Origin of the sequence: Psychrobacter halodurans (genome assembly GCF_017498075.1) — a bacterium.
Classification (GTDB): Bacteria; Pseudomonadota; Gammaproteobacteria; order Pseudomonadales; family Moraxellaceae; genus Psychrobacter; species Psychrobacter celer.
The window spans coordinates 194,838-214,737 of the sequence record NZ_JAGBKN010000001.1; the positions used below are offsets into that span (position 1 = coordinate 194,838).

The following is a 19,900-nucleotide window of genomic DNA, read 5'->3' on the forward strand; positions in this document are numbered from 1 at the left end:
TGATTTAGATACAGATTATGATACTCTTTATTTTTGTTTTTTACCAAAATGTATCTTAAAAGGAATTGTTACATGTTAGACATCAAAACTTTAAGCTCGCTCGTCCTCGGCAAAGACTACGTCGCACAAAGCGACTTTCGAACCGTGAACCATGCGATCACCGGTGAGCCCATTTATCAAGTCAGCAGTGCTGGTATCGATACCAAAGCTGTGGTTGACTACGCCAAAGAATATGGCTCAGCGCTTGCCAATTGGACATTCCACCAACGCGCTAACGCCCTAAAACTGGTTGCACAATATTTGCTTCAACGTAAAGAAGATTTTTATGCATTAGCTACAGCAACTGGTGCGACGCGTAAAGACGCTTGGATTGACATTGAAGGAGGTATCGGTACCTTATTTGCTTATTCAAGCCTCGTGCGCCGTGAGCTAAGCGATGAAACTACCTTAGTCGAAGACGCTTGGATTCCTTTATCAAAAAATGGTACGTTCGGCGCTAAGCATATCCTAAGCCCAAAAGCGGGCGTGGCCATTCATATTGATGCGTTTAACTTCCCTGTCTGGGGCATGTTAGAAAAAATCGCACCAACTCTATTAGCGGGCGTCCCTTGTATTGTCAAGCCAGCAACAGAAGGCGCTGAGCTGACTCATGCTGTAGTAACAGCGATCAATGAAAGCGGCCTATTGCCCGAAGGTTCATTGCAGTTGATATGTGGTCAAACCTATGACTTGTTTGATCATCTAAATGTCCAAGACACTGTAACCTTCACAGGTTCCGCAGCAACGGGTCAAAAACTACGAGCCCATCCACACTTAAATGCCTATTCAATTCCATTCACCATGGAAGCCGATTCGGTGAATAGTGCAATTTTAAGCCCAGCCGCTAACGATGAAACTATCGATTTATTTGTCCGCGAAGTGTTCCGTGAAGTTACTACCAAAGCGGGTCAAAAATGTACTGCGATTCGTCGCGCGTTTGTCCCTGCCGACTTGCTGGAAACAGTGCAAACCCGGCTAGTTGAAAAACTACAAAAAGTCGTGGTCGGCGACCCAAGCCGTGAAGAGGTGACCATGGGTACATTAGCTAGCGTGAAGCAAAAACTTGATGTCGCCGAAAAAGTCGAGCAACTAAGTCAAGAGGCCGAAGTAATATTCGGTAGTCACTTACGTAAAGACTTCTCCCTACAAGTAGATGATGAGGAAAAATCAGCCTGTTACCCACCTACCGTACTGGTCTGTAATAATCCAAGCCAAGCTGAAAACATCCATCGCATCGAAGCATTTGGCCCAGTTGTCACCCTGATGCCATACAGGGACCAAGCTGAACTCGGCGCACTTGTAGCACGTGGCGAAGGCAGCTTGGTTGCCTCTATCGTGCGCAATGCAGATGAAAACATCGAAGCTGTATTGAAAAAAATTGCCCCTTGGCATGGTCGTGTCCATATCTTAGATAGCGAAAGCGCTCGTGAAAGTACGGGTCACGGGTCACCTATCCCATTACTTGTGCACGGTGGACCAGGCCGTGCCGGTGGTGGTGAAGAACTTGGTGGATTGCGAGCCGTTAAACACTACATGCAACGTACCGCCATTCAAGGTTCACCCGATGCCATGACTCAAGTCAGTCACAGCTGGACGGCTGGCGCGCAAGTGTTCGAAGACCGTGTCCATCCGTTCAAAAAATCATTCGATGAACTTCGTATTGGTGAGCGTCTATTGACCGCACGACGTACGGTGACCGAGGCGGATATCGTAAACTTTGGCAGTTTAAGTGGTGATCACTTCTATGTACATATGGACAAAATTGCTGCAGCAGATTCATTGTTCGGTGAGCGTATCGCTCATGGTTACTTTATCGTATCAGCGGCCGCAGGCCTATTTGTTGATGGCACGCCTGGTCCGGTTATCGCTAACTACGGTATGGAAAACCTACGCTTCGTTGAGCCAGTCAAGATTGGTGACACCATCCAAGTTGAGTTCACTTGTAAACAAAAAACGCCAAAAGCACAACGCGACCCAGCTGAAAAAGCTCATGGCGTTGTAGTATGGGATATCAAAGTCAAGAACCAACATAATGAATTGGTCGCAACTTATGACATCCTGACATTAGTTGAACGTAGTGCTTGATATCCATACAAATTTGCAAAAAAAAGGAATCGTCATGATTCCTTTTTTTTCAACTAAAGTAAAATTTATTGAAAAAACATATTGACGTCAGCTTACAGAATGACTAAATTATGGAACATGTGATACATAATTTTTATTTAATGGATTAAAAAGTATCACTAGATAATTCTTAGCTAAAACAGCTAAGCAGTTATTTCTAGGATAACTTATAGACAAGGAGTCACTAATGACAACCACTACAACGATGGCTGGAAATGCCACGCTTGCTGTGCATCAGGATAAAAAAGTACTTACTGCCACCTTGGTTGGCACGGCAGTTGAATGGTATGATTTTTTCATCTACGCACAAGCTGCAAGTCTCGTATTTGCTCCCCTATTTTTCGCTGAAGTCAGTAAATCCAACCCTATATTAGCCCAAATCATCGCTTTTGCTACCGTTGGTATCTCATTCCTATTTCGCCCATTAGGCGCAATCGTGTGTGGTCGTTTGGGTGATAAGTACGGTCGTAAGATGGTATTGGTATTCACCTTGGTTTTGATGGGTGCGTCGACGACCTTAATTGGTTTTTTGCCGACTTATGCGCAGATTGGCATATTAGCCCCGCTAGCTTTAGTATTTTTACGTATTATCCAAGGCTTTTCTGCGGGTGGTGAGTGGGGTGGTGCAGCATTGTTATCTGTAGAGCATGCCCCCCTTAACAAACGCTCGCTGTTTGGTGCTTACCCACAGATTGGCGTACCTATAGGCATGATTTTAGCGACCAGTGTACTGCTACTTTTAAATTTAATTTTAGGTAAAGAAGCCTACCTCGAGTGGGGCTGGCGCATTCCATTTTTATTATCGGTCGCATTAATAATCGTGGGTACCTTTATTCGTCGTTCAGTTAAAGAATCACCGGTTTTTGAAGCCATGCATCGTCGTAAAGCAGAAGCCTCTGCACCACTGTCATTGTTATTTAAAGATCATACGCCAACAGTTCTTAAAGCGGCTTTAATTTTTATGGGAGTAAATGCAGGTGGTTATATTCTCATCGCTTATATGGTGGGTTATGGCCAAAAAGTCTTAGGTTTTAGCCCTACTTTAACCATGCTAATTGTAGTTTCGGCGGCTGTTTCTTGGTTAGTATCAACCCTTTGGGGAGGCATGCTAGGTGATAAGATTGGTCGTTTAAAAACTTTTAAATTAGGCTATATCTTATTGTCGTTATGGTCAATTCCAATGTGGTTTTTGATTGATACACAAAACCCTGTTTTATTTATGCTCGCATTAGTGATTTGGGGTATTCCCTTAGGTTTCACTTATGGTCCATTATCAGCCCTATTTGCTGAAATGTTCCCTGCAAAAGTACGTTTCTCAGGTGTATCCATTAGTTATGCATTAGGTTCTATTATTGGTGGTGCATTCGCTCCGATGATTGCGCAATGGGTTATGGCAACTTATCAACAATCATGGATGATTGGCTTATATATTACTATCGTCTCTTTAATTTCATTAATCACACTTTATACGATTAAAAAAGACCCACAAGGCGTTGATCTATCAAAATAAATTTAGATAAATAGTGAGATGTATTGTCATATAAGTTGTATAAGCATTTTCTTAGGACATGGCAGAAAACCAGCTTCTCCTTTAACGGTTTAAGAGTTGAAAAACTGACTAACTTTCGCAATACCGAATTATCGTTATTGATAATTACCAAACTCAAGCCCTAGTCAGTAGGGCTAAACCTAGAGCGGATAAACTGGCATAAGAGCAATATTTTGACTCTAGCTTACGTTTTAAGGATTTATCGCTATCTTTATAAAGCCTTTCCAATCCTAAAATAAATTAATAGTTTTTTACTAAGTCAGATACCCTGTGTATCTGGCTTTTTACATTAACAGGGCATAAATAGCTATCATGAACAGCGCCACTCCTAGCCCATTCATCAAAAATCACCTAACAGATCGCCCTTCTCCCTCAATAACAAGCATGGGTATCAAAAAGTCGGTAGCTTGGTATGCGTAACCGTATTGGCTTATTTTTACACATTCCCTTTGGTTTTTTGGCAGCCGCTGCAACAAAGCACCGAGCTGATTTATCACCTCGCGCACTACGACCTACTTGGCATGCAGACCATGCAAGAAAAAACCAAGGCAACGGTCGTCTGTCAGCATTACCTAAAAGTGTGTCATAAAAAAAGCCAGCCACCTAAGTGACTGACTTTATTTAAAATATTTGGTGGAGATGGCGGGAGTTGAACCCGCGTCCGCCAGCATTACGCTCATGAATCTACATGTTTAGTTTCTGTCTTTGGTTTTAATCCGCACCGATCCGACAGTCAGGATGGATTGGACGATTCTCTACTTTTGAACCCAAGCGATTGAGACAATCACTTGTGGCGAACCTATATGCGGACGCTTCAACTGGGCTAACCAACTATAGGTAATCGGCAGCGCAGTAAGCAGGGTTTAAGCTGCTAGAGCGTAAGTTTCGTCGTTTGCGACTATAACAATATATGTTTGATTAACGAGAGGACATACACTCTCGACATGCATCATTGAGTTTCATCACCAGCGTCGAAGCCAGAACATCCCCAATAAGACTGACTATTATATAGGATTTATTGATGGTTTTTCAACCTATACATAACCCTTATTACATTACGTTACAGCGAATCATCTTAAGCCAAGACGGTGTTTAGCCATTTGCCGATGTTTTGAATCTGCGGCATACAGACTTGATGTGCCATCGGATAAGTATGATATTCAACATTGTAGCCTTTGCTCGCTAATAACTGCTGCGCCTGCTCGCCTAGCATCACGGGTACGACTGGATCATGCGTACCATGCTCAATCAAAATCGGTAGGTCTCTATTGGCAGCACTATACTCAATATTGTCATTGGTTGCTAAGTAGGTAGAGAGCGTCATCAGACCCGCCAAGCGCTCTGGATGACTGAGTGCCACATGATAAGCGACCGCCCCGCCCTGTGAAAACCCAGCGATAACGATATGTTCAGGCTTGACGCCGCGCTCAATTTCACGAGCAATCAAATCGCGAATCTGCTGCGAGGATGTCTCAATTTGTGTCACATCAACTTTGCGCTCAAGACTCATCTCCAAAATATCGTACCAAGCCGGCATTACCATCCCACCATTGACCGTGACAGGACGCTTGGGCGCATGCGGAAAGATAAACCGTACTGCCATGTCGTCAGCCAGTCCGAGCTGCGGCACCACAGGCTCAAAATCATGACCGCTGGCCCCTAAGCCATGTAGCCAAATGACCGCTCTGTCTATCTTTTTTTGTGCCGGATTGTGCTCGGCGGTGACCACGTCTAGATACTTACTCATTATCACTAGTTTCCTTTTATAAAGCATAAAATATGCATCAAATATAGAACTGAGATGGCGTTTGTATCGCCTTTATCCCTATTATTTTCATCAATTTTTCACAGTGTTTTGCACTGACTGACAAAATCCAGCCACGCTTTTGTGCTACGATAATTATAGACTCTGCTACTACTGATACCAATTGCTACATAGTAAGTACGACGGATATCAAACACTGCGCTCACTACTGTATGACGCCTTATTTATATTTTTCAATCTCATATCACCAGTGCCCTATATAGCAGGCACCCTTTAATAAAGATATTACGTTTATGACTCATATTTTACTGGTAGAAGATGATCCGGCGATTGCTATGTCGCTCAAAGTTACTTGCAAGCGTGAGGGGTGGCAGATGACGTGGCTCGATAACGCCAGTAGTGTATTGCCGATGCTACACAGTAATGATGCGCAAGATTTATCAGCTATTATTCTAGATGTTGGGCTGCCCGATGGTGATGGGCTCAGTCTCTGCCAGCAGATACGCCATACACCGGATATCGGCCGATTAAAAGATATCCCTGTGGTGTTTTTGACCGCGCGTAGCGATGAGGTTGATCGTATCTTGGGACTAGAAATGGGCGGCGATGACTACTGCGCCAAGCCTTTTAGCCCTCGTGAGCTAGTCGCACGCCTAAAAGCCATTTGGCGTCGTGAGCAGCTGCTCTTTGAGCAATCAGCGGCCACGGCGACTGTTACTGAGGCGACTGAGAACGCCAATCAGCATGTATCTGCCCGTTCCTCTGGCAGCACGCCTGCTCACCATCTATCAGGGCAAGCCTTGAGCTTTGAGTGTCAATCTGGCATCTGGCATTACCAGCCGCTCAATTACTCTTTGATGTGGCAAGATACAAAACTGGAGCTGAGTAATACCGAGCGTAAGATTTTATTAACCTTATTACAAGCGCCCAACCAAGTCTTTAGCCGTGAGCAGCTGCTAAATGCGGTAAGCGACTATCCTGATCATCGCCTCGCGCGGACGATAGACAGTCATATCAAATCCATCCGTAAGCAGCTGGCGATCGTCGATCCTAGCCGCGATGTTATCTACACGCATCGCGGTTTGGGGTATGCCTTATGCCCAGCTTAGCTCATCCGCTATACTCAATTTATGATATTACTAAAGTGCTAAAGACATGAACGCTCCTGATAAGAGTCATCGTCATCTTGAAAAAACACCTGCCAATCAGAGCAATTGGTATGCCAAACTGCACCCCATTGGGACCGCGCAACAAACCCGCAGTCCGAAACGCCTGCTAAATTTGAGCATATTTTTTCGGATTTGGCTTGCAGTCGCATTGGTGTTAAGCATTTGCGGTGTGGTCGCTTTCACACAGCTGTTTGGCTACGTCAAACCCACCGCCCAACAAGTCATCGAAGACACGTTGCTAGATACCAGTAAACTGCTGGCTGCGACGCTGCAGCTGCCATTGTCATCAGGGCAATTGTACGATGATACTTATCAAGCCACCCTTGATGCGACGCTCAAGCACACTTCAGCCGCGAGCTCTACCCTCGAGCCTACCCAAGAGTCCTCAAACAATAGCAACTCTCGCGTTTATGTAACAGACGCGAATGGCGTGGTCATATATGACTCTCTGCCTACCCCGCTCAATGCCGAAGGTCAGGACTATAGCCGCTGGAATGATGTGTACCTTACGCTGCAGGGTCGCTACGGCGCGAGGAGCACGGCAGATATCGATAGCACTCGTGGTAGCTCTATTATGTATGTAGCGCAGCCTATCATCGATAGCAAGGGTGCCGTGATCGGTGTCGTCAGTGTTGGCAAACCGGTCGATAGTGTGCTGCCGTATCTTGATAATACCCGCAATCGCATGCTCATCACCGCGCTGCTGATGAGCATTGCCGCTCTTATCCTCGCAGGACTGGTGGCATGGTGGCTCAAACAGAGCATTACTTTGGTCACGCACTACACCAATGCCTTAGCTGAAGACACCAAAAAACCATATTTTTATTTCGGTCATGAGCTCAACAGCTTGACAGATACGATCGAATCTATGAAACATCGGTTAGAAAACCGCGCCTATGTCACCGACTATGTCCATACCCTGACTCACGAGCTCAAAAGCCCGCTAACCGCCATTCGTGCTAGTAGCGAGCTATTAGAAGATGAGCAACTAGATGCAGAAGATCGGCAGATGTTAAACCACTCGGTCGCTGAACAAAGCATCAAAATGCAGCAACTGATTGATCGATTATTACTACTGGCCAAGGTCGAGCAACCTACCTTTAAGCTCAATCGGCAGCTGACAGCTCTACTGCCAGTATTGCAAACCCTCACAAAAAACAATAGCGCCAAACTACAACAGCAAAACCTACCACCTATCAAGATTTATAGTGAGGATAAATGCGTGACTGACTTGGTTATCACCGAGGCTCCACTACAGGCCGATTCGTTGACAAATCCGCATGTCTTTGCTGATCCGTTTTGGTTGGTACAAGCGCTACAAAATGTGTTAGATAATGCCATTTATTTTGCCAACACTGAGGTCACCCTTACTGTGTATAGCCACTCTCACGATAGTAGCGACAAAACCGTGACCATTGATATCTTTAATGATGGCAAACCACTGCCCGAATATGCCCTCTCTAAAGCGTTTGATCGCTATTTTAGTCTCTCGCATCAAAGCCCGCAGACAGCACCTGATCAGGCTAATACAGCCCTTAAAAAAGGCACGGGGCTGGGCCTCACCTTAGTCAAGCAAGTGATCGAACACCATGGCGGTCATGTGAAGATCAGTAATATCGGCACAGAGCAAGCCTTTGCTAGACATGACAAGAGTCCAAACGCTGGTGTCAGCGTACGCATTACCTTACCGCTGGCTTAAAACACACCCGTTATACCAATTCATAGATTTTTCATCAGAACTGCACAGGATTTCTACTCGCTTGTCTTACGATGACGTTATACACATTCATCACTTATCTTAGGAGTAGAGACCGCATGTCACAGTTATTAATGCATCCGTCTATTGTCAAAAACTTAGTGGGGCAAAGCCGTCAGTGCTGTGCTCAGATTTTATCCGGCCAAGGGATAGATAGTATCGCGTTTGGTCATTGGCTTGCCATACCCAGTAAGCAGCTACTATTGATATTTCGGCATCAGCAGTGCGTGGCGATTGATACCTATCCGCTGGCAGCGTAACTGATTGACCACTCACAAAAAAGCCCTTTAGCATTTTTAGTCATGGCATACTAAAGACGCTAAAGGGCTGATACGCTAGATAACTGATGCTATCTCACGATATTACGTAATTGAGGAGACCGGCGGCTCGACATCGGCGTTTTGACCACGGTGGCGCAGATAATGATCGAGTAACACAATCGCTAGCATCGCCTCGGCGATCGGGGTGGCACGTACTCCAACGCAAGGATCATGACGACCTTTGGTCAGCATGTCGACAGCTTCGCCTTGGGTGTTGATACTCTTGCCAGCCGTGGTGATACTAGAAGTTGGCTTGAGGGCGATGCTCACGCGGATATCTTGTCCTGATGAAATACCGCCCAAAATACCACCAGCATGATTGGCCGTAAAACCCTCTGGCGTCAGCTCATCACGAGAGCGATGACCGAACTGCCCTGCTACCGCCATGCCATCGCCAATCTCCACCCCCTTGACCGCATTGATACTCATCATGGCATGAGCGATATCCGCATCCAGACGGTCAAATACCGGCTCGCCCAGACCCACAGGCACCCCACTGGCGATCACTTCTAGACGCGCACCGCAGCTGCTTCCTTCGCGGCGCAGACTGTCTATCAAAGCCTCAAACCGACCAATAGCGTCTTTATCCGCCGTAAAAAACGGATTGCTATTGACAAACTCCCAGTCAATTTGGCTAGTATCAGTGACGCTGCTATATTGATCGCCTATCTGCGTCACATGACCACGGATTTGCACGCCCAAGCGATCTTGCAGGTATCTTTTGGCGATAGCACCAGCCGCTACCCGCATCGCCGTCTCACGCGCTGACGAGCGTCCACCACCGCGATAATCGCGAAAACCGTATTTCATACTATATGTATAGTCGGCATGACCGGGGCGAAAGGTGTCTTTGATGTCGTTATAATCTTTGGATTTTTGATTGGTATTTCGAATCAGCAGCCCGATCGAAGTGCCTGTGGTCTTACCTTCAAAGACGCCCGAGATAATCTCGACTTCATCGGCCTCACGGCGCTGGGTTGAGTATTTAGAGGTGCCTGGCTTGCGGCGATCCAGATCTACCTGCAAATCCTCTGCCGACAGTGCCAAACCAGGTGGCACGCCATCGACAATGGCCATCAATCCAGCGCCATGTGACTCACCGCACGTCGTGACGGTAAAAACCTGCCCAATACTATTGCCTGCCATATCTGTCCTTAAATCCGTAAAATCTATTGCGCGCTATCCTATTGAGGTATTGACGCATGGTCGCCGCTTTTATTTGTCATCTAACAGCACCGCCTACATACGACTACTGCGCGCTATCCAATAACTGCACATAAGCGGCAAACAGCTCGCGGTTTGCCACCAGCTCATCATAAGTCATGGCAAATACCCCATGACCACCACGAGCAAATTTTAACCAGTCAAAACTGATATCAGGATAGGCTTGCTTTAGCGCCCATTCACTATCGCCCACCTCGCAGACCAGCAAGCCTTCAGGGCTTAAGTAATCTGGCGCTTCAAATAAGATACGATGTACCAAGTCCAAACCGTCTTGACCTGCCGCCAATGCATGCTCAGGCTCATATAAAAACTCAGGCGGCAAATCAGCCATGATGGCAGCATCGACGTATGGCGGGTTGGTAACGATCAGCTCGTATTGATTTTCAGCAGGTATCTTGGCAAACAAATCTGACTCAATGACATTGATTTGATGACCAAGCTCATGATGATCAACGTTGACCATCGCCACCTCTAGCGCCCCTTTATCGATGTCGACTGCATCGACCAACGCATCGACAAAACGGGTCGCAAGCGCAATGGCAATACAGCCAGAGCCTGTACATAGGTCTAAGATACGCTCAGGCTGTGATAGCTGTTTGATGTCCAAACCATGGTCATAAAATACCGAGGTTTGCTCATTGACATCGACGCCGAGCGGTTTGGCCAGCTCATTGACCTCAAAGTACGGATGAAACTGCTGGCGAATCAGCTCGGCGATGGGCGAGCGCGGGATGAGCACACGCTCATCGACATAAAACGGTAAATCACAAAAGTACGATAAGTTGATTAAGTAGCTTAACGGTTTGCGCTCAGCGATACGCTCTTCTAATAAGCTAAGCACCAGCTGCTTTTCTGAAGACGTCAGGCGACAATCGAGGATTTGCTCATTGGCCGACCAGTCCAAAGACAAAGAATGTAAGACGATAGCAGAGGCCTCAGCAAACTCATCCGTGGTGCCCTGAGCGACGACCACATCATAATTGCGCAGCTGGGTGACCGAAAAACGGATAAAATCACGAATACTCACAAGCTGCTCACGTGCTTCTGCAAGCTCAGCATGTAAATTGGCAAATTGCTCATGCTCACCGAGCAGACCGGTCTCTAAATCATACGCTATATCACCTTCTGCGACCTGCGCGCCCTCTTCATTGAAGTACTGATTTTGAAACGCTTCTGCGCTCATTGTTTGCTCTTCTGACATATCGCACCTTGCTGATTGCATGCTCACGGATAGCATGCGGATGGATTAAATCGCCTGATAATAAAAGCCGATTTACTAAATAAAAATCTCGTTTACCATTATAGACGCAAACCGTAACTTGCGCCAATACTTGCATTTATACTGTCACATTTATCTTTGTTTCTATTTGCTTTTATGTATCAGATTGCCTCATCAGCTTACTTGGCCGTCTACACATTTTCACTATATTATTGCCCAACTGTAGTGAATACGTCAGCAGTTGACGTTTAGACGTCTTAAGATAGAAAAACATGTATCAAAAGTTTGCGAAGCGCCACAATTATGCGCATAATAACCCCATTAGTAGCAACCACAAGTAACGTCATATGATGAAAAAAAAGCCACTTATTACCGCTATCTCAATCGCTATCATTAGCGCCAGTGTTAGCGCGTTTGCCGCGCCCGATGAGACCGCGCGCACATTGCCAGTACGTACGGCTGAGACCCTACCAAGTCTTGCCCAAAAAGTCAGTCTTGATGTGCAAGAAAACCGGAGTCACGCGATTGAGCCGCGAACGACTGATGCGACGCCCAGCGTCAAGCCAAACAAATCGACCTCAAGCGACAGCATGACGCAGCTGATTGACTCAAAACAAGCCTCAGATGCCGCTCCCAAGGCAAACGCGGCTGATAATATGAGTGCCGCCGAGCTGACTCTAAAGGATGAGCAGTCTGAGCGCACAGATGACATCAGTGAAGGCCAAGCCGTTGCTGCGCCCAGCAATATCGATACTATCGACTCCTCTGACCCGTTGTCTTTTGAGCTACCAGACAACGAAAAACGCCAAGACTTCAGCGACGATCCTACCATCAAGAGCATCGAAGACAAAAACGGTAAGCGCTATACCACGCTGAACTTGTCAAGCTATGCCAAACAAGTCAACAACGCCGTTTGGTCGCCGAACATGAAAGTCAACTCAGCGATGACGATAAAAATGCAGGCGCTGCTAGATTGGAACCATGCCTCTCCTGGTCCTATCGATGGTGGCTGGGGCATGAACAGCAAAAAAGCATTGATCAACTTTCAAACCATGAAAGGCTTGCCCGCCACCGGCAGGATGGATCAAAAAACGTGGGATGCCTTAACCAAAAACATCCCCGCCAATAAGCCGGTACTGGTGACTTACACACTGACTGATGACGACATCAAAACCAACTTTGCCAGTACACCTGCAGGCTCAGAAGCCAAGTCAAAAATGAAAGGCCTATACTACCAAGACATCAAAGAGATGCTGGCTGAGCGCTTTCATATGGACATTCGCTACTTGGACAAACTCAATAAAAACAAAACCTACAAAGCGGGCGAGACCATCACTGTCCTAAACACCCGAGACCCTCTCAACCAACGTATCAACCGCGTGGTCGCCAACAAAGCCGACAAAACACTGTATGCCTATAATGGTGACAAGCTTGTGGCCACTTATCCTACCACCGTAGGTAGTGACGCCACCCCGTCTCCGCAAGGTACCTTCAAAATCATCAATAAGGTCAAAATGCCTTGGTACAAAGCGACTGTCGGTAAAGGCTCGCAGAAAAAAGTACACATGCTGCCACCAGGCCCAAACAATCCAGTCGGCGTCGTATGGATGGGTCTGTCTAAGCCATCATATGGTCTACACGGCTCGCCAAAGCCTGAAGGCATCAGCCGTCAAGCATCAGCAGGCTGTGTGCGTCTGACCAACTGGGATGTGCTCGAGGTATATGCCAATATTGAAAATGGCGCAACCGTCGAGTTGAAATAACTACTTAACTGGTATTGTATACGCCAAAAAAAAGACCTTGCTTGCAAGGTCTTTTTTTTGGCGTATCTAAAACAAGAGGCGTAAAGCAGTGGCTAGGTATATGTTTGGTACAAACCCAAAAACAGAAAGTCACAAACTCAGCTAAGATGCGATTACGTATTATAGCCTTCCTCATTACCCGTGATACTGCCGACTTTTTTGGTAAAAAACAAACCTGCAGGAATAGAGAGCAAAAGACCGGCGACGACCGCGATTTGTATATGCGGGATTTGATTAAAACCTGTCACCAACGCACCAATGATAAAGACACCGACTGTCACGGTCGCAGCGATTGAGTAAATAACAGAGAATAATGGCCAATTCATGAATTACTCCTTACTTTTTTTGTGGGTATAACTCCTTTATACACTAAATCCACAAAAAAAGTAAGTGTTTCTTACAAGCCTTCAGGCCAGTCATAGCAACTGATAACGGGCAAAGCCCTTGCTATTATTAAGGTTTTTATAATAAACCGCTCTATCATTATTTCTACAGCATTTTTATGCTACCGATTTTTCCTATTGCCGCGTCTCTGACTGAGTCCACCGTCCATAGTTCATAGTTGTCAACCGTATTGCGCTACATGACCACCACTCATTCATTACTACCTTCCATGCTGCCTGCTCTGATGCTGCTCGATGACGACTCGCAAAAAACCCACACAGCTGCGGCCATTTATCATTACAATAACGAGTGTCTTTTTTTGATAGAAAGCTACCTATTATGACGTCTGTTGATAAACAAAAAGCCCACCACTCATCCAGCCACACCGCTGATACAACGGCACCATCTCGCACGGATAAAAGCTTAGAGACGCCAACGACTAAGACAGACACTGATGTCGAACCTACTATCACTGATGACGCCGAAATAGAAAATAGCGCTGATAACAGTAGAGGCGATGACAATAGAAGTAATGATAATGGATATGAGGACGATGATGACGATATGGCATGTGCCAAACCCCCTGAGTCTAAAATTAACATGGAGTCCATCGCACCTGATGTCGTCGTTGCGACCTTAGAGACCACGGACCCCAATGCACCATCAGCAAACGACCAGCCAACCTCAGAGTCAGAGCCTTTAAACCCTGATGCCGATGATGAGCAAACACCGACACAAACAGCCGAGCAAGCCTCTACACCCGTATCTCAGCAACAGACAGATACCAATGCCCCTGACCAAGAATATGATAAAAAAAATGACCAAGGACACGATAACAGCGAAGTAAATGAGGAGCAGCAAAACCCAGAGAATGCTGAGCAACAAACCAAAACTACCGACGCAGAGCAGCTGAAATCGAACAAAACAACAGACAAGCCAGCAACAGATGATAGCGACCAGCAAGAAGATGAGATAAAAGAAGAAAAAGAAGCCAAACTAGAGTCTTATAAGCAGTTTGCAGCGGAGCAGTTTAGCAACCAAAAAGTCGACTATCCTGAGGTTCGGGTAAAGATAGAGGCCAACGCCCTGCCCAGTAGGATGTATTTTATCATGAATATCCTCTCAGCCATCATTGCCAGCTATGGGCTGGTGACCAACTCAGCTGCGGTGGTGATTGGTGCGATGCTGGTGGCTATGATGCTCGGACCCATCACGGGTGTGGCATTGGCCATTATCGATCACCGGATGCCGCTGCTACGTAAGTCGCTGATTACGGTACTTTTGGGCATCACTTTGGTGTTGGTGGTTGGTTTTATCGTCGGCTGGCTGCACAAAGACCAACCTCTCACCGCCGAGATTTTATCGCGTACGCAGCCGACCTCTATGGATTTGATGATTGCCTTAGCAGGTGGCACAGCCGGCGCTTATGCCATGGTATCCCCGCATCTTTCGGTTGCCGTTGTTGGGGTGGCGGTGGCGACTGCTTTGGTACCACCACTGGCCGCCAGCGGGATTTTGTTTGCCAACGGTGAGATGCAGCTAGGCTTTGGCGCGCTGTTACTGGCAGTGACCAACATCATTGCGATTCAGTTTACCAACGCCTTGGTGCTGTGGGTGCTTGGGTTTCGGCGACTGGTCGATGACGACTACAAGTCCAGCAACTACCTGACTTTTTTGCAGCGTAACGCGGTGACGTTGTTATTGTTAGGCGGCCTCGGTACCTATCTAACCATCAACCTACAAACCAACGCCAAGCAGCAAGTGTTTGAAAGCAGTGTCAAAGAAGCCATCAATCACTATTTTATTGATAAAGGCAATGTGCTGACCAACACTCAGTTTGATAGCACTGAGCAAAACCAAGTAGTCCGCGCTGTCATCCGCGGTGAGACAACACCGAGCGCTTATGACGTGCAGCAAATAGAAACCCGCATCACCCAAGATATGGCAAAAAACTTCCCTTATTATCTGCCGATAAAACTCCAGCTGCGTTACCTACCCGTACAGGTCATTGAGTCCAATCCGCTGACACAAGACAAACTCGACAAAACAGATGCCGCGATTTTGACCAATTAATGCTGAGGGCGTGTAAACCAAACGTATCGGCTGTACTCGATTGCTGACTTCTCAATGCCGTGTTAGTATCTAGGCTTTTTTTACAGCCTTACTGCCATAATTTTGTTGTCTGACGCGCAATCGTCTGTCAATAAAGCATTGGATACTATACTTTGCGCCGCAGCAACAACTCAGGCAGATTAGCCTCACCAACCTAGACTTCAGGGATAGGAGTACATCATAGTGAACAAACAATCTTGGCAAATAGCCGCAGCCTATATGTCAGTAGTCGTTGGCGGTGGTTTTGCCTCTGGCCAAGAAGTCCTTCAGTTTTTTACCGGATATGGGATGGCAAGTGTTATTGGCACGCTGGTTAGTGCCGCGCTGTTTGCTTTTTTGGGTATGCAAATTGCGCGCATGAGCTCAAACATGCAGGCCAACTCACACAAAAAAGTACTGTATACCTTATTTGGTACACGCGCTGGGTTGGTTGTGGATGTGGTGTTATCATTCTTTTTATTTGGTGTGGGCGTGGTCATGCTGGCTGGTAGTGGTTCCATCTTTACGCAGCAGTACGGTTGGCCACCACTAGTAGGCAGTGTTTTTATGACGGTACTGGTCGTCGCCACACTCTGCTTAAAAGTAAAAGGCATTATTAGGCTAATCAGTATCATCATGCCTGTGCTGCTGCTATTGATATTGGCGATTACCACCTACTCATTTTTTAACAGCACCGCCTCAAGTGAGACGCTAAATAAGGTAGCGCAAGAAATACCTACTATCAGCTCAGACTGGCCGATCTCAAATTGGTTTTTTGGGGCAGTGCTTTATGCCTCATTTAATATCGCGGTTGGCTTTCCTATGCTGGCAGTCATTGGCGGTATGACTCGCTCCGAAAAAACAGCAGCCAGCGGTGGCGCGATGGGCGGACTCGGCTTGGGCTTGTTAGTATTTTTACTCAATATTGGCCTTTTTGCTAACATTGACACACTCATCGGTGTTGAGATGCCTACTCTAGGACTGGCTTCAAACATCTCACCCGTGTTGGCGATCATCATGTCAGCGACGCTCATTTGTATGATATACAGCACCGCCGTGGGTATGTTTTTTGCCTTTAGTACCCGCTTTGCAACACCAGGGACAAACCGCTTCAAAGCACTTAGCGCGTTTTTTGCTATCGTGGGTCTTGGTTTAAGCCAGCTCGGTTTTAGCACACTCATTGGCACCGTGTATCCCATGCTGGGCATTATTGGTCTCATCATGATCGTGGCTATTATTTGGGTGTGGGTTCGCAACCGCAAGCAGCCTATACAAGCGCAAGCTCAAACATCAAGTTAGCAGTTGGACGACTCATGCCGTCATTTGCGGTAAGACGTTCACGCTGATTGTTTGTAAATGAAAGCCTCATTGACCTTGGCACAATATCCCAACAGTGATAACTCTTATACCAAGAGCTTGGGCGTTTGTGCTAAAATCGCTTGCAAAATTATTTTACTCAATTCTATCCGTCAGTAAGGAGCCGCTGTGAGCCAGCCATCTCAAACAGCCGATATTCGCCAAGCCTTTATCGATTTTTTTATCAGCAAGCAGCATACCCAAGTGTCATCGTCTAGCTTGATTCCGCACAATGACCCGACACTGTTATTTACCAACGCGGGCATGAATCAGTTTAAAGAAACCTTTTTGGGCATGGAAACGCGCGACTATACGCGTGCGGTGACCTCGCAAAAATGCGTACGGGCTGGCGGCAAACACAATGATTTGGACAACGTGGGCTATACCGCGCGCCACCATACGTTTTTTGAGATGCTCGGTAACTTCTCGTTTGGCGATTACTTCAAAAAATCTGGTATTGAATATATCTGGGAGTTTTTGACCTCAGATAAGTGGTTGGCCATTGATAAAGACCGTCTGTATGTGACCATTTACGAAACGGATGATGAAGCGTTCGATATTTGGCATCATGACATCGGCATCCCAAGCGACCGTATTATCCGTATTGGTGATAATAAAGGCGCGCCTTACGCGTCAGATAACTTTTGGACCATGGGCGACACCGGTCCTTGTGGCCCATGTACTGAGGTGTTTTATGATCATGGTGCCGATATCGAAGGCGGCCTGCCGGGTACGCCTGAGGAAGACGGCGACCGCTATATCGAGATTTGGAACTGCGTCTTTATGCAGTTCAATCGCCAAAAAGACGGCACCATGTTGCCGCTGCCTGCGCCAAGTGTTGATACGGGCATGGGGCTTGAGCGTATCAGCGCCATTATGCAAGGCGTCCATAGCAACTATGAGATAGATTTATTTGTACATCTAATGGAGGCAGCGGCTGAGATTTTAGAGATTGACAATCAGCAGCAGTCATCACTCAAAGTCATCGCCGACCACATCCGGGCAGTGGCGTTTTTGATTGCAGATGGCGTCACGCCAAGCAACGAAGGCCGCGGTTATGTACTGCGCCGTGTCATTCGCCGCGCGGTACGTCATGGCAACAAACTGGGCGCTGATAGTGAGTTTTTCTATAAAATGGTCGCGCCTTTAGTGGCGGAGATGGGCGACGCGTATCCCGAGCTAAAAGACAAACAAAGCGCGATCGAGAGCGCCATTCAAAAAGAAGAAGCGCAGTTTGCTAAGACACTCGCGCAAGGTCTGCGCCTGCTCGCCTCTGAGCTTGAAGGCCTAAAAGATGGTGATATCCTCTCTGGCGAAGCGGCGTTTAAGCTTTATGATACCTATGGCTTCCCGCTTGATTTGACAGCTGACATCACACGCGAGCGCGGTATCGCCATCGATGAGGCTGAGTTCGATGAGCACATGCAAGCACAGCGCGAGCGGGCTCGGGATGCTGGTAAGTTTGATGTGGACTATAGCAGCGTCATTCAAGTTGAGAGTCCTACTGAGTTTATTGGTTATGAGCAGCTAGAAGAAGATGGCGTGAGCATCGATGCCCTTTATCAAGATGGCAACCCTGCTGAGCGTTTGGCTGAAGGGATGGAAGGCGTCGTGGTTCTTGATCGCACCCCGTTTTATGCTGAAGGCGGTGGTCAAGTCGGTGAGCTGGGCGAAATCCACACCGCAACGGGCGTGTTTGCCGTGCAAGACACCAAAAAATCTGGGCAAGCCATCATTCATCATGGCGTCGTGACCATGGGCGAGATTTGTAGCAAACAAACCGCCAATGCTCAAGTACTCTCAAGCATCCGCGCGGCAAGTGCCAAAAACCACTCAGCCACTCACCTATTGCACGCCGCCCTAAGAGAAGTGCTGGGCGATGCGGTCACCCAAAAAGGCTCATTGGTATCCAGTGAGGTTTTGCGCTTTGACTTTGCGTACGACAAACCTGTCACGCCCGATGAGATTAGCCGTATTGAGCGCCTCGTCAATGAGCAAATTCAAGCCAACACCCCGATCCGTATCGAGCATATGTCCATCGATGAAGCCATGAACCAAGGGGCGATGGCGCTGTTTGGCGAAAAGTATGGCAGTGATGTCCGTGTATTGACGATGGGCACAGAGCGCATTATCGATAGTCAGCGCAAGCCCTTCTCTATCGAGCTGTGCGGCGGTCTGCATGTGCAGCGCACCGGTGATATAGGCCTACTCAAAATCACCAGCGAATCTGGTATCGCCGCTGGTATCCGCCGTATTGAAGCCGTCACTGGCATGAACGCCATCAAAAACATACAGCAAGGCGAGCAGCAACTCAGCGAGCTGGCAAGTCAGCTAAAAGCCAAGCGCCCTGACGTGGCACAGCGTGTACGTACGATGGTCGACAAGCAGCGCGAGCTAGAAAAAGAGCTTGAGCGTTTGCAGCAAAAGATGGCCAGTGCCCAAGCAGCCAACTTACTCGATGAAGTACAGACTATCGCAGACACACCTGTACTCATCAGCACCCTAAGCGGTATCGATGGCAAATCCATCCGTACCCTGATGGATGATATCAAATCCAAACTGCCAGATAGCGTCATTGTCCTGATCGGTGATAAAAACGAGCAATTGGCATTGGCAGCCAGTGTGGCAAAATCTGTCACCGCCAAGATAAAGGCGGGCGATATTATTCGTCATCTAGCAGGCGAGCTGGGCGGTAAAGGCGGCGGCAAGCCTGACTATGCGCAAGGCGGCGCACCAAAATCTGACAGTGCAAAAACCGTCATCGACGCACTACCCGCTTGGATTGCCGAGCAGTTAGGTTAGGGCATCTCGGGCATGGCGCTGGGACGAAAACCCAAGCGCTATCTAACCCAAATGCTATCCAGCCTAAATGCTATCTGAGTGTCATAGAGCAATCCTTATCGCATGATGCGGGTTGGTTATGGCCTTCATAACCAATCGCCATGCATCTAAGCACTGCTGGCACTTAACGTTGCTTAGCAGATATGATATAAAGGTCAACGTTTGAACATATCGTTCATTCACTTGCTCAGCAGCACAACATAGCAAACAGCATAGGGCACAACTCTTATAATACGGCTTTATCTATGCAGACATTGATTG

Annotated in this window: 13 protein-coding genes and 1 other RNA gene; 9 read left to right on the forward strand and 5 right to left on the reverse strand. The window is 47.2% G+C overall.

The genetic code is table 11. The features are described from left to right. Positions 1-72 precede the first annotated feature (72 nt). Positions 73-2,124: a phenylacetic acid degradation bifunctional protein PaaZ gene (paaZ, locus tag J3491_RS00785; RefSeq protein ID WP_341534367.1), complete on the forward strand. Its 2,052-nt coding sequence runs from the start codon at positions 73-75 to the stop codon at positions 2,122-2,124. A gap of 226 nt (positions 2,125-2,350) precedes the next feature. Continuing rightward, positions 2,351-3,673 (forward strand): MFS transporter, encoded by a 1,323-nt coding sequence (locus tag J3491_RS00790; protein ID WP_207968878.1) that lies wholly within the window; start codon positions 2,351-2,353, stop codon positions 3,671-3,673. Between the two features lie 670 nt (positions 3,674-4,343). On the opposite strand, the gene ssrA is transcribed toward J3491_RS00790, so the two are convergent. Together ssrA and J3491_RS00800 are read right to left on the reverse strand one after the other, a co-directional pair. Further along, positions 4,344-4,702: a transfer-messenger RNA gene (ssrA, locus tag J3491_RS00795) on the reverse strand. Positions 4,703-4,787: 85 nt separating this feature from the next. Further along, a complete protein-coding gene (locus J3491_RS00800) occupies positions 4,788-5,459 on the reverse strand; it encodes an alpha/beta hydrolase (protein ID WP_207968879.1) in 672 nt (223 codons plus the stop codon). Positions 5,460-5,770: 311 nt separating this feature from the next. On the opposite strand from J3491_RS00800, the gene J3491_RS00805 reads away from it, so the two are divergent. From J3491_RS00805 to J3491_RS00815, 3 genes are all read left to right on the forward strand, one after another. After that, a complete protein-coding gene (locus J3491_RS00805; RefSeq protein ID WP_207968880.1) occupies positions 5,771-6,586 on the forward strand; it encodes a response regulator in 816 nt (271 codons plus the stop codon). Between the two features lie 46 nt (positions 6,587-6,632). Then, positions 6,633-8,345 carry a two-component system sensor histidine kinase CreC gene (gene creC / locus J3491_RS00810; RefSeq protein ID WP_207968881.1) on the forward strand — a complete coding sequence of 571 codons (1,713 nt, stop codon included), beginning with the start codon at positions 6,633-6,635 and terminating at the stop codon, positions 8,343-8,345. 116 nt (positions 8,346-8,461) lie between these two features. Continuing rightward, positions 8,462-8,662 (forward strand): hypothetical protein, encoded by a 201-nt coding sequence (locus J3491_RS00815; RefSeq protein ID WP_207968882.1) that lies wholly within the window; start codon positions 8,462-8,464, stop codon positions 8,660-8,662. 102 nt (positions 8,663-8,764) lie between these two features. Here J3491_RS00815 and aroC read toward each other — a convergent pair whose 3' ends face one another. Next, positions 8,765-9,868 carry a chorismate synthase gene (gene aroC / locus J3491_RS00820; protein WP_207968883.1) on the reverse strand — a complete coding sequence of 368 codons (1,104 nt, stop codon included), beginning with the start codon at positions 9,866-9,868 and terminating at the stop codon, positions 8,765-8,767. Positions 9,869-9,971: 103 nt separating this feature from the next. After that, positions 9,972-11,147, reverse strand: a complete 1,176-nt coding sequence (gene prmB / locus J3491_RS00825) for a 50S ribosomal protein L3 N(5)-glutamine methyltransferase (RefSeq protein ID WP_207968884.1) — start codon at positions 11,145-11,147, stop codon at positions 9,972-9,974. Positions 11,148-11,512: 365 nt separating this feature from the next. On the opposite strand from prmB, the gene J3491_RS00830 reads away from it, so the two are divergent. Next, positions 11,513-12,928 carry a L,D-transpeptidase family protein gene (locus J3491_RS00830; RefSeq protein WP_207968885.1) on the forward strand — a complete coding sequence of 472 codons (1,416 nt, stop codon included), beginning with the start codon at positions 11,513-11,515 and terminating at the stop codon, positions 12,926-12,928. Between the two features lie 152 nt (positions 12,929-13,080). Here the strand turns inward: J3491_RS00830 and J3491_RS00835 are convergent, their stop codons facing one another. Beyond that, the gene (locus J3491_RS00835; RefSeq protein WP_075101712.1) at positions 13,081-13,293 is read right to left on the reverse strand and encodes a hypothetical protein; all 213 of its coding nucleotides are present in this window, start codon (positions 13,291-13,293) and stop codon (positions 13,081-13,083) included. Positions 13,294-13,690: 397 nt separating this feature from the next. Here J3491_RS00835 and J3491_RS00840 point away from each other — a divergent pair, with 397 nt between their 5' ends. The 3 genes from J3491_RS00840 (at position 13,691) to alaS (ending at position 19,600) form a co-directional block, all read left to right on the forward strand. Beyond that, positions 13,691-15,424, forward strand: a complete 1,734-nt coding sequence (locus J3491_RS00840) for a TIGR00341 family protein (RefSeq protein ID WP_243455998.1) — start codon at positions 13,691-13,693, stop codon at positions 15,422-15,424. Positions 15,425-15,646: 222 nt separating this feature from the next. Next, complete coding sequence (locus J3491_RS00845; RefSeq protein WP_207968886.1) at positions 15,647-16,741, forward strand: YkvI family membrane protein; 1,095 nt, start codon at positions 15,647-15,649, stop codon at positions 16,739-16,741. A 186-nt stretch (positions 16,742-16,927) separates the two neighbouring features. After that, complete coding sequence (gene alaS / locus J3491_RS00850; protein ID WP_207968887.1) at positions 16,928-19,600, forward strand: alanine--tRNA ligase; 2,673 nt, start codon at positions 16,928-16,930, stop codon at positions 19,598-19,600. Positions 19,601-19,900 lie beyond the last annotated feature (300 nt).